At 31.0% G+C, this 12,799-nt stretch carries 10 protein-coding genes; 4 read left to right on the top strand and 6 right to left on the bottom strand.

Going from position 1 to position 12,799, the window contains the following annotated elements:
- Positions 1-8 precede the first annotated feature (8 nt).
- A complete protein-coding gene (gene hemB, locus Q0409_RS09880; protein ID WP_298537691.1) occupies positions 9-1,004 on the bottom strand; it encodes a porphobilinogen synthase in 996 nt (331 codons plus the stop codon).
- A gap of 253 nt (positions 1,005-1,257) precedes the next feature.
- Between hemB and aroC the strand changes: the two genes are divergently transcribed.
- On the top strand, positions 1,258-2,373 hold the full coding sequence (gene aroC / locus Q0409_RS09875) for a chorismate synthase (protein ID WP_298537689.1): 1,116 nt from the start codon (positions 1,258-1,260) through the stop codon (positions 2,371-2,373).
- 192 nt (positions 2,374-2,565) lie between these two features.
- On the opposite strand, the gene Q0409_RS09870 is transcribed toward aroC, so the two are convergent.
- Both Q0409_RS09870 and Q0409_RS09865 read right to left on the bottom strand, forming a co-directional pair.
- Positions 2,566-3,471, bottom strand: a complete 906-nt coding sequence (locus Q0409_RS09870; protein WP_298537686.1) for an MBL fold metallo-hydrolase — start codon at positions 3,469-3,471, stop codon at positions 2,566-2,568.
- A gap of 47 nt (positions 3,472-3,518) precedes the next feature.
- Positions 3,519-4,445 (bottom strand): DUF2121 family protein, encoded by a 927-nt coding sequence (locus tag Q0409_RS09865; protein ID WP_298537683.1) that lies wholly within the window; start codon positions 4,443-4,445, stop codon positions 3,519-3,521.
- Between the two features lie 395 nt (positions 4,446-4,840).
- Here Q0409_RS09865 and Q0409_RS09860 point away from each other — a divergent pair, with 395 nt between their 5' ends.
- From Q0409_RS09860 to Q0409_RS09850, 3 genes are all read left to right on the top strand, one after another.
- Complete coding sequence (locus Q0409_RS09860) at positions 4,841-5,221, top strand: desulfoferrodoxin (RefSeq protein ID WP_298537680.1); 381 nt, start codon at positions 4,841-4,843, stop codon at positions 5,219-5,221.
- Positions 5,222-5,560: 339 nt separating this feature from the next.
- A complete protein-coding gene (locus Q0409_RS09855) occupies positions 5,561-6,070 on the top strand; it encodes a hypothetical protein (protein WP_298537677.1) in 510 nt (169 codons plus the stop codon).
- A 66-nt stretch (positions 6,071-6,136) separates the two neighbouring features.
- Positions 6,137-8,470 (top strand): DHH family phosphoesterase, encoded by a 2,334-nt coding sequence (locus tag Q0409_RS09850; RefSeq protein WP_298537674.1) that lies wholly within the window; start codon positions 6,137-6,139, stop codon positions 8,468-8,470.
- 563 nt (positions 8,471-9,033) lie between these two features.
- On the opposite strand, the gene nifU is transcribed toward Q0409_RS09850, so the two are convergent.
- The 3 genes from nifU to Q0409_RS09835 form a co-directional block, all read right to left on the bottom strand.
- Entirely contained in the window at positions 9,034-9,408 is a 375-nt protein-coding gene (gene nifU, locus Q0409_RS09845) for a Fe-S cluster assembly scaffold protein NifU (RefSeq protein ID WP_298537671.1), read from the bottom strand.
- 60 nt (positions 9,409-9,468) lie between these two features.
- On the bottom strand, positions 9,469-10,674 hold the full coding sequence (gene nifS, locus Q0409_RS09840) for a cysteine desulfurase NifS (protein ID WP_298537728.1): 1,206 nt from the start codon (positions 10,672-10,674) through the stop codon (positions 9,469-9,471).
- Positions 10,675-10,985: 311 nt separating this feature from the next.
- On the bottom strand, positions 10,986-12,302 hold the full coding sequence (locus tag Q0409_RS09835; RefSeq protein WP_298537669.1) for an O-acetylhomoserine aminocarboxypropyltransferase/cysteine synthase family protein: 1,317 nt from the start codon (positions 12,300-12,302) through the stop codon (positions 10,986-10,988).
- Positions 12,303-12,799: the final 497 nt, after the last annotated feature.

The raw sequence follows: 12,799 nt of genomic DNA, 5'->3' as shown, positions 1-12,799 counted from the left end.
CCCCATAATCATAAGTGGTCTAAAGCATAAGGAGCGAAATTAGTGATTATCAAATCAGCCCCTGCTCTTTTTATGGATAATAATGATTCCATTATAGCCTCTTCAGACAAATAGCCATTTTCAATAGCTGCCATAATCATGGAATATTCTCCGCTTACATTATATGTCACTAAAGGCATTGGGAATTCATCCTTAATTGTCTTAATTATATCCAAATAAGGTAGTGCAGGTTTAACCATTAAAAAGTCAGCGCCTTCAATTACATCAAGTTCAGCCTCCCTGATTGCTTCAAGAGCATTTGCAGGATCCATTTGATAGGATTTTCTGTTTCCCGCTGAAGGAGCAGAACATGCTGCTTCTCTAAATGGATAATAGAATGAAGAAGCGAATTTAACTGAATAGGACATAATCATTGTGTTGTAATAACCGTTTTCATCAAGAATTTCCCTTAAGGCTTGAATTCTTCCATCCATCATGTCAGAAGGCGCTACAATATCTGCACCAGCTTCTGCATGGGATAATGCAACTTTTGCAAGATATTCCAAGGATTCGTCATTTAAGATTTCAAAGCCAAAGTCTGTGTCATCATTCTTTTCAATCAATCCGCAATGGCCGTGAGAAGTGTATTGGCATAAGCAAACATCGGTAATGATAACTAAATCAGTTTCCTCTTTAAGCTTGCGGACAGTTCTTTGAACAATGCCTGTTGAAGCAAAAGCAGGAGATCCGATTGCATCCTTTTTTTCAGGGCTTGGAAGACCGAAAACAATAATTGATTTCAATCCTTTAGCTTCCAATTCCTTTGCATATTCCACACAGTCATTTAAAGAATATCTGTATTCGCCAGGCATAGTGGAAATAGCTTCCTTTTCACCATCTTTAAGGTCTTCTTTAACGAATATTGGATAAATCAAATCCTCTTTATTCAATTTGGTTTCACGTACAATGTCTCTAATTTTAGAGTTTTTCCTATATCTTCTCATTCTTGTTATTGGAAAATTCATGATTTCACTTCTTAATGATTATATAATAAAAAATTTTTACTTTAAATTAATTTAGATTAAATAGAATAATTTTAACTTTTTATAAAATTTATTCATATAATAGTTTATCAAATTACTAATATAAATTTTAATGTAAATTCATATAAAAACTTAAACTATATTAAGGGAAATAAAAATATTTAATATTAGAAAATTAAAATTAAGAAAAGTGAACAAACTTATAATAATTTAATAGAATACTTTGAGGAATTATATGGCAAACACTATTGGAAAAATCTTTTCAATTACAAGTTTCGGTTCCAGTCATGGAAAAGCACTTGGAGCAGTTGTAGATGGATGTCCTGCTAATTTGGAACTTAGCGAAGAGGACATTCAAATTGAATTGAATAAAAGAAGACCTGGAACAAGTGCACTCACAACATCCAGAAAAGAAGGGGACAGAATAGAAATTGTATCTGGAATATTTGAAGGAAAAACCGATGGAACCCCAATCACTGGAATCGTTTACAACACCAATCAAAAATCTAAGGATTATTCAAACATCAAAAATACTCCAAGGCCAGGACATGGAGATTTCTGCTGGATGGAAAAATATGGAATCTACGACTATAATGGAGGAGGTCGTGGAAGTGGTAGAATCACCATAGGACATGTTATTGGAGGAGCTATTGCAAAAAAACTATTAAAAACCCAGGGCATTGAAATAACATCCCACGTTGTCCAAATAGGAGATATCAAAGCAGAAAATATAGATTATGAAAACCTAAAAGACACAATCGAAAAAAACAACGTCAAATGTGGTGATGAGGATGCTGCAAAACTCATGGAAGAATTGATTCTTTCCAAAAAGCAGGAAGGAGATTCAGTTGGAGGAATAGTTGAAACAATTGCAACTGGAGTTCCTGCAGGACTTGGAGCACCAGTGTTTGGAAAGCTTGATGGTGATTTAGCACAAATTTTAATGAGCATTAATGCAGTTAAAGGAGTTGAAATAGGATTAGGCTTTAAAAGTGCAAAATCAACAGCATCAGAAATCAACGATGAATTCTGCTATGATAAGACTGATGATGGAAATAAAACCATAAAAACTAAAACCAATAATTCTGGAGGAATCCTTGGTGGAATGAGCAATGGAATGCCAATCGTTTCAAGAATTGCTGTTAAGCCAACACCTTCAATCTCTAAAATCCAGGATACAATTGACTTGGAAAGACAAGAAAACACAACAATTGAAATCAGTGGCAGACATGATCCCTGCATATGTCCAAGAGTCACTGCAGTTGCCGAATCAGCTACAGCTATCATTTTAGCAGACCACATGATTCGTGGAGGATTTATACATCCTACAAACTTAAATAAGTCTATTTAAATCAATATACGCATTTCATGAAATAATCTTGAAATTACATGAAATGAAAAAATAGCATAAATTGTTATAAAATTTTAAAAAAAAATATTGCAAAAATAAATATAAAAAATTAAAAATATTAAAAAATTTTAAAAAAAAATATTGCAAAAATAAATATAAAAAATTAAAAATTAAAAAAAATAAGAAAATAATTTAATTGTCATAATTATTTTTCTTATTATTCCTTTTTTTATTTGGTTTTGATTCAAAATTAAGGGAATAGACATCCTCTTGTTTTATACGATTTGCAAACCTATCCTTAAGACGAATCATCTTAGAACGTTCAGGATATTTCTCATTGATATCCACTTTCATACCATCAAAAGCAGCTAATGTTCTGACTCCTGTCTTTTTAGAGACTCTTATTGCCTCTTCAACTGGGTTTGCAGCAATCATCTTGAAACCGAAGTGGGTCATTATCGCTAAGCTTGGCTTGACCTGCTCAACAATGTCTATGAAATTATCAGTGCACATATGTCCCCTAATTGACCTTGGTCCCGGCCTTAAGACACTTCCGATTAAAATGTCTGCATTTTTATGATATTTTGGCAATTCATCAAAATATTCGGTATCAGCAGTGTATGAAATCTTAAAGCCATTATTCTCTATTTGGAAACCTACACCTGTAGGGTCTCCATGTCTTGTTTCAGTACCTTTAATGGTAAATGAAGGAAAACGTGCTATCTTATTAGGAGTCAAGATCAAATTTTTAGAATTGCTTTTATGATAACTTGAAATAGCAGGACCCCAACGTTGGACTTTCTCAAAAACAGATTGGCTTCCCATAATGATACCATTGTTTTTTGTCATACCTCTTGTCATTGCTTCAATCAATATTTCAGCATCATTATAATGGTCTGTATGAGAATGGGATATGAAGACCCCATCAATTTTAGTGGGATTTACACCAAACTGATAAGATCTGACCAATGCTCCAGGACCTGGGTCTACTTGATAATTCTTTCCTCCAAAATCATCAATTCTGAAGCCCCCAGTCATTCTTTTCTGACTGATGGTGGCAAACCTACCACCTCCAGAGCCTAAAAATATAATTTTCATTATTGTCACCTTTTATAAAATAAACACAAAATCAATAATAAACCCTATTATTTAAGATGACATAAAATGATATCACATTTTAAATTAGCCTTATTACGTTTAATGCATAAAACTTCATTTTCAATAACAACTTGGTCCTTCAATAATGCATCATCTTCCCCTTCGACAAACATGATAACATTTTCGCCAGGTTTTGCAAGAAGTTTCCAATTGATGTCAAATGCTCTTACATCTGGATTTAATTTCACTTGAATCATCTTTTCATCAATTGAATCAACAATTCCTACAGGACCTTCATCGATAATTGTAGAAGCTAATTTAATGGTTTCATTTTGTTTTAATAAGTCGTCTCTAAGTTTAGCTCTAAACTTAGCTAAAAGATTTATATCCATTTCAATGACTTCATCTAAATAAGGTTGGACCTTATCCTTATACAAATCATTTTGTTGAATGACTACATCATATTTAGTGCCTACAGAAGGTGTCTTTTTAGAAATATCATCTAAGATTTGTCCGAATATATCTCCCATATACTTTAAGCTAAAGTTTGGTTTCCATCTTTTCTTAAGCATTTCATTAGCTAATGATTTTGTAATCTTATTTCCGAATACAATTATGGAAGAGTCTCCTCTTTTTCTGTTTACAATTTCAGAACCGGTAAGCTCAATAATCTGGAAACCATTGGTTGTACCGTAGATTCTTTTTCTTTTGGTTTCCATAGTTCCTCTTGAACTGACTTCACCGACTGCTACATTTTCTAAGCTTTTTACTTTAGTTGCATCATCAGTTATTTTTAAACTTATTTCAAGCTCTTCAGCTCTTGCATATAATTCTTCATCAGTAGTGATTTCACCAGTGTAAATTTCCTGTTCTAAAAGTTCACGTTCCTCTTTAGAACCAAAATAGGCAATTCTTCTCTTATCTCCTGCCATTACACATCCTTTCTTTCCAACATAAGCAATAATTAAACTCATACTCTCACATCGCTTAAACATTAGGCATATTTAAATTTTAACTTTACTATCCATAATTTCAATTTATGCCTATTAATTTTAAATTTTAAATTTCTTAAATTTATTAAAAATTTCAAATCTCAAAAAAGCATTAAAAAACTTATTAGAACATTAAAATGAAGGATTAATTCAACCTTCCGTTACAACTTTTTTGAAATTTAATATCTTACTTTATATTTATATTTTTACAAATATAAAAAGTTTTTATAAAACATTTTAAAAATTAAACTAAAATAAAGGAAAATAATAAAAAATCTGTGCAATTTTGACATGCAAATCTTAAATGTTTTAATTATATAAAACTTTATATATTGAAAGGAACAAATTAAAATTAATTATTATTTGGAGGCAATTATATGGCTAAAATTAATGAGATTTACAGATGTAACCACTGTGGAATCATGGTGGAAGCTATTGTTGAAGGCGCTGGAGAATTAGTTTGTTGTGGAGAAGCAATGGAACTTTTAGAACCTAGACAATTACCAGAAGGTGGAGTAAAACACATTCCTGTAATTACCAAAGAAGATGGCAAAATTGTCGTAACTATGGGAGAAGAACCTCACCCAATGTTAGAAGAACACTACATTAATTTTGTTGAATTAATCGTTGGGGATCAAGTTTACCGTGCAAACTTAAAACCTGGTGATGAACCTAAAGCAGTATTCGATGTAAATGCAGAAGTTGAAGATGTAAAAGCTATTGAATATTGTAACATCCATGGTTTATGGCATTCATAAGTATTATTTATTTTAAATAATACTTTTCTATTTTTTATTTTTCTTAAAACATTTTAATTTACATTATTTTTACTACTTTTCCTATTTTTACTACTTTTCCTATTTTTACTACTTTTCCTATTTTTACTATTCTCATTATACTTACTACAATTATTATCCTTACACAATTACTATCCTTACACAATTACTATTTTTCATAAAATTACTAAATTTTATTAAATATGAAATCCATAATATTAATATTATATAAGTTAAATTTTAAATTAAATTTATCAAATTATTAACAAATTAAAAATATTATTTAAATTATATAAAATTAAAAAAATTAAATTTGATAGCATGAGAAAAGATATTATATTGATTGTTTTGATATTGATAGCAGTTGTTAGTATAAGCGGTTGTATTAATGGCCCTATTGATAACATAAACAATAGAATGAAAGATTTGAACACTGATATCACTGAAGGAGATAACGATTATAACGCTGCAATCAGCTCCATCAATAGCCGTGACTATGCAAGTGGAAACAATAACATTCAAATTGCAAAGGAAAAATTTAATGACGCGGAAACAAAACTTTCAGAAATTGAAGAGTATCAAGATGACTTAAATGAAAGTGTATATAAAGAGTATATTGATTTGATAAAGGAAGAAGTGTCATTAAAGAAACAGGCAAGTGATGAGCTTTATTTAGCTATTCAATACTATGCAAATAATGATCCTTACTCTGGAAATTCATATGCTAAGTCAGCAAATAATCAAATGAAAAAAGCAGTGATACTTCAAGGTGAAAGAAATCAAATAGTGGAAGAAAACTCAGAATTATTCAAAAAAGCAGGAATAATCTAAAAACAATGATTATTCAATACAATTTTTATTTATTGAATTTATTAGAAAGATATGTGAGGGGGAAAAATGAAAAAAGCATGCCCTAAATGTAATGGAACCGGGTCCGTTGTTGTAGATACAAAAATATGTGAAAATTGTGATGGAACCGGTTATGTAGATACATTTGAAATGAAAAATCACTTTAAAGGCGTGAACAGTAATGCTAGAGCTAAATTTGATTTAGATGCAGATCAAGATGTTCCATGTGAAGCATGTGATGGAAAAGGAATGGTGGATGTCTTGGAAGACTGTTCCTACTGTAATGGAACAGGCGAAATTACTGTTTGCAATGATTGTGGAAAACGTATTGACTCTGATAAGAATTACTGTGATGAATGTGCAGAAAAGCAAGAAGAAGAGAAGATGAAAAAACAAGCTGAAAGAGAGAAAAATCCTGAAAAACTCGTTGTGGAATCTGACATCTCCGGAAAGGAAATTGTTTATGAATTAGATGGATTATGTGAAATGAGCGATTTGGAGCTTAATTCCATCTATAGAGGTAAAGTCACAAGAGTGGAAAGATACGGTCTTTTTGTAAGCTTAAACAATCAAGTTTGGGGGCTCATGAGAACACGTAATTCCTCAAATAAGGTGGGAGATTATGTATTTGTAAGAATCACCCAAATCAAAGAGAGAAAACGTGAAGTCGACATGGCTCCTGCAAGTGTTTTCAAAGGAGAATATGTGATTAAAAAAGTCAAGAAAAACATCAAAAGAACCAAAATCGAAACACTTGATGACTCTTCAATGGGTAATGTCGTTAAAGTCCATGGTGAGGTTATACAAATCCAACAGACTTCAGGACCGACTATTTTTACAATCACTGATGAGACTGCAATTACCTGGGCTGCAGCATTTAATGAGCCTGGAGTTAGAATGTATCCTGAAATCGAAATAGGAGACATTGTAGAGGTAATTGGGGAAGTCAATAAGCATAATGGTGAAATACAAATAGAGTCAAGCAGCATTGAAAAGCTTGGCAATGAAGAAGCAAACAAGATGAAGGAATTCATTGATATTGCTTTAGATAAAAAGGCAGAACCAGATGATGTTGATTTCTTAATCCAAAGCCCAGTTTTAGATAGGTTAAAGCCTAAAATGAGAGAAGCTGCAAAAGTCATTAGAAGAGCTATTTTAGATGGAAGATCAATTCTTGTCAGACACCATGCAGATGCAGATGGTATCTGTGCAGGAGTTGCAATGGAAAAAGCAGTTATTCCTTTATTAAAAGAATTCAATCCAGATAATGATGCTGAATACCACTACTTCAAACGCTCTCCTAGTAAAGCTCCATTTTACGAATTGGAAGATGTTGTAAAGGATTTATCCTTTGCATTGGAAGACTTTGAAAGACATGGGCAAAAATTGCCATTGATTGTACTATTGGATAACGGTTCCACAGAGGAAGACATTGTAGCATTGATGCAAGCAAAAATCTATGATATTGAAATTGTAGTCATTGACCATCACTTCCCTGGAGAATTGATTACAAAAACATTGAAAAGTGGAGAAACAATTGATGGAAGCGTAGAGTGCAACAGTGAAGACATTATTGCAGGTACTGTTGCAGTGGATGAATATGTTGACACTCATGTAAATCCTTATCTTGTTGGAGGGGACTCTCAAATAACCGCTGGAGCATTAGCTACTGAAGTTGCGCATATCATCAATCCAGATGTTGAAGACTTAGTGAAACACTTGCCTGCTGTTGCGGTTTTAGGAGACCGTGCAGAAGCAGATGAAGTGGAACAATATGTAAAGCTTGCTTCTGAAAAAGGATATGATAGAGAGCAATTGAAGAAGATTGCTGAATGTATTGATTTTGAAGCTTACTTCCTTAGATTCATGAATGGTAGAGGAATTATCGATACCATTTTAGGTGTAGACAATCTCGATAAGCATCCTAAGATGGTTGAAGCATTATATAAAGAATACCTAAAACGTGTAGATACCCAAATGAAAGCTGCTTTACCTAACATAAAAAGAGTCCAGCTTGAAAATGGAATCTACTTCAATGTTTTGGATGTTGAAAAATATGCTCATAAGTTTACATTCCCTGCTCCTGGAAAAACCTGTGGATTTGTCCATGATAAGATTGTAAAGGAAATCGGTGAAGATAAGCCAATCATTACCCTTGGACATGGCCCTGACTTTGGAGTTTTAAGGGCAACCGATTCTGTTCATAAGATCTTTGGATTTAATGTAAACAATATAGTAATTAGTCTTGCAGATAAGATACCTCAAGCAGGTATTGATGGTGGAGGTCACGAATGTGCAGGATCAATAAAATATATTGAGGGTCTTGGCAAGGAAGTATTAAATCAACTTCTAAGTGAAATCCAAAATATGACTAATGAATAAAAAAATAATTTCAATTGAAAAATAATTTTTTTAATAAATTTTTTCATTAGTTATTTTTTTTCTATTTTTTATTTTTTCAAATTTTTCTAATTTTTTAATTTTTAACTTTTTAACTTTTTTCTAAAATTTCTATTTTTTATGATATCTCAAAATTAAAATTTATTAAATCACTATTTTTAAACTGTTAGATGTAGATATACTAAATTCATTTTTATAGTAAGATAATATAATTTAATTAAATTGATTTTATGATTAATTAAATTAATTCATTTTGAATAAAGTATCATTTAATGGAATGTTACTATATAATTTTTGCACAAAAATGAAATTGCAAAAAATTGGAAAAATTTTTTATCAAATTTATGTGGAAATGTAAAATTTTATGAAAAAATATAAAAAAATTTTAAGAAAAATTTAAAAAAAAAGTTTTTAAGAGATGAAACAAAAATCTTAAAAAATTAAATTTGAAAAATTACAGGGAATAATAAAAATAGTTTAAAAAAATTAAAATAAAAAATAAAAAAATAATAGAATAAAAAATTTAAAAATTAATAATAAAAATTTTATTCTGATTTTTTAGATTTGTAATCCTTGATTGCTTCAGTTAATGCATCTGCTGCTAAGTTGGAACAATGCATCTTGATTGGTGGAAGACCATCCAATGCATCAGCCACATCATTTCTAGTAATTTCTAAAGCTTCATCAACTGTCATTCCCTTAGCAATTTCAGTAATCATACTGCTTGTAGCAATTGCAGCACCGCAACCAAAGGTTTCAAATTTTATATCCTGAATCACTTCATTGTCATCTACATCAATGTAAATAGTCATTAAATCCCCACATGTAGGGTTTCCAACAGTTCCTTCACCACTTGCATTTTCAATAATACCAGAATTTCTTGGATTTGCAAAATGATCCATAACTTTTTCACTGTACATATCTTATCACCTTACTTCTTTACATTAATTCTTTTAAATAATTATAATTTTAAATTTTTTTTAATGGTCTGGGTCTGTAAACTTAGACTCATCTAATTCCAAGGATTCATTATTTTCATTATCCCATAAAGGAGACATTCTTCTTAATCCTGCAACAACTTCATCCAATGCATCTACAACAATATCAACATCTTCTAAGCTATTTTCAGTACCTAAACTTAATCTTAAGGAACCGTGGATTTCAGCATCTTCCAAACCTAAAGCGCTTAATACATAAGATGCCTTTAGACTTTTTGATGAGCATGCAGAACCTGTTGCACCATTGATTCCTTTTGCATCCAATCTTAAGATCAAACCTTCACCTTCGATTGCAGCAAATCTGAAGTTTACATTATTCGGAAGCCTATTTTCCCTATCACCATTCAAGTAAGCTTCTGGAATTCTATCGCCAATCTTTTCAATAAGAGAATCTCTTAGTTCTGTAAGCTTTGCAATGTTTTCATCTAAGTGTTCATAAGCAAGCTCTGCAGCTTTACCAAAACCTACGATACCTGGAACATTTTCTGTACCAGACCTAAGACCGTTCTCTTGACCTCCCCCATGAATCAATAATTCCAATCTAACTCCTTTTCTAATGAATATAGCACCAACACCTTTTGGGCCATAAATCTTATGGGAGGAAATGGACAATAAGTCAATATTTGCTTCTTTAACATCAACTGGAATCTTACCTACAGATTGCACTGCATCACAATGGAAGATAATTCCATTTTCCTTTGCAATCTTACCTACTTCTTCAATTGGTTGTATAGTTCCTATCTCATTATTTGCATGCATTACAGAAATTAAGATTGTATCTTCCCTAATTGCATTTTTTAAATCTTCTATACTGATGATCCCATTTTCATTCACTGGCAAATAAGTAACTTCATATCCTCTTGTTTCCAAGAATTCACAAGTTCTAAGTACTGCCGGATGCTCAATTTCTGTTGTAATAATGTGCTTTCCTTTATCTTCAAATTTTAAAGCTACCCCTTTAATAGCCATATTGTCAGATTCAGTACCTCCACTTGTAAATATGATCTCTCTTGTATCAGCATTAATTAATTTTGCTACATGTTCACGAGCTTCTTCAACCGCTTTTTTAGCATTTCTACCTAATTTATAAAAAGTGGAAGGATTTCCGAATTCTTCTTTTAAATAAGGTACCATTGCATTAAATACTTCTTCTTTTACTGGAGAAGTAGCAGAATTATCCATATATATCATAGTTAGCTCTCCGATTTTTCCTCTAATAAAAATTATTTTTTTTAGTAATTACATTAATTATTTTAAAGATAAAATAACTACATCATCATAATTTTTTAAAAAATATAACTATAGTTATATTTCCTAATTTATTATTAGTAAGTTTTAGTATATAAAGTTTAGGTTTAACTAATTTTTTTAAAAAATAGCATTATGGAAATTGAAGAATTAATTGAAAAAATAAGTGAGTAATAAGTGAAAAAATATTAAAATTTAAAAAAAAATAAAAATTGAGAGTATTGAAAAATTAAAAAAATTGGAGAATTTAATTATTCTCCAAATTTAGCAGTAACTTTATCTAAAGCTTGATCAATATCAGCAATGATATCCTCTACATCTTCAAGACCTACAGATACTCTAATCAAGTCAGGAGTTACACCAGTGCTTTCCTGTTCTTCTGGAGTCAATTGTTGGTGTGTAGTGGAAGCTGGGTGGATAACTAAACTTTTTGCATCACCAATATTAGCAAGTAAAGATAACAATTCAAGATTATCAATAAATTCTTTTCCTGCTTCAAGTCCACCTTTAACACCAAAGGTTAATAAAGCACCATATTGGTCTCCTAAGTATTTTTTAGCAGTTTCATGTGTTGGATGACTTTCAAGTCCAGGATAACTTACCCAACTTACTGCAGGGTGTTGTTCTAAATGTTTAGCTACTTTTAATGCATTATCAGAGTGTTTAGCCATTCTGATAGATAAAGTTTCTAAACCTTGCAAGAATATGAAACTGTGAACCGGAGCAAGAGTTGCACCTAAGTCTCTTAATAATCTTGCTCTAATACGAAGAGTGTAAGCAATGTTTCCAAGTCCTGGGAAATCACCGAATATTTCCCAATAGTTAAGACCATGATAACTTGGATCTGGTTCAGAAATTGTAGGGAATTTACCATTACCCCAATTGAATTTACCGCTATCTACAATATATCCTCCTATAGCAGTACCATGACCTCCAACAAACTTAGTTGCAGAAGCTGCAATTACATCTGCCCCATGATCTAAAGGTCTTACTAACCCAACAGCAGCAGTGTTGTCTACCACTAATGGAATATCATGAGAATGAGCGATTTCAGCAAGTTTTTCAAATTCAGGAACATCCAATTTAGGATTTCCAATGGATTCCACATAAATCGCTTTTGTCTTATCAGTTATAGCAGCTTCAAAAGCATCAAGATCTTGTGAATCTACAAAGATAACATTACGTGCCAAATCCTTAAAAGTGTAATCAAACAATTGATATGTTCCCCCATATAAATTATCTGCAGAAACAATTTCATCTCCAGGTTGGGTAATGTTTAATAATGCATAAGTAATAGCAGCTAAACCACTAGCAGCAGATATTGCAGAATTTCCACCTTCGATAGCAGCAATTCTTGCTTCAAATGCATCGCTAGTAGGGTTAGTTAATCTACTGTAAATTTGACCAAATTCCTGAAGAGCAAACCTATTTGCTGCTTCATCCGTATCCTTAAATACATAAGATGAAGTTTGATAAATCGGAACAGCTCTTGATCCAGTTGCTGGGTCTGGTTCTTCTTGTCCTGCGTGTAATCCTAAAGTACTTAATCCATAATTTTTGTTAGTCATTTTATCACCTGTAATATAAATTAATTAGTAAATATAATGAATACTAGTAGATTTTAATAAATTAGACATTTAATAAAATTCTTAAAAATATTCTTTTTGAAATATTTTTAATATAATCATTAAAAAATAACAATTGTTATATTTTATATTTACAAGTGTTCTATTCTTAATGAAAAAATATTAAAAATAGGGAGATTATTAAAAATAAATTTTAAGAAAAATATTCATTATATAACAATTGTTATACATAGTATATAAAGTTTTTGATAATTCTAGAAATTATAAAGAAAAAACAATACCAAAATATAGAAAATCGTTTAAGAAATTAAATAAAAAAATAGATTAATCATACGAAATGATATGAAAGAAGATAATGAAAAAAGATGATAAAAAAAATAAATAAAAATAATAAAAAGTTCGTAAAATATAAAACTAAATAATGTTGGATAAAAAAAGGCTGGCAGCTAAATGAAATTCCCATAGACCGAAACCCATAG

Origin of the sequence: uncultured Methanobrevibacter sp. (assembly GCF_937898925.1) — an archaeon.
In the GTDB taxonomy this organism is placed as follows: Archaea; Methanobacteriota; Methanobacteria; order Methanobacteriales; family Methanobacteriaceae; genus Methanobrevibacter.
This window is presented reverse-complemented; position numbering and strand designations above follow the sequence as displayed.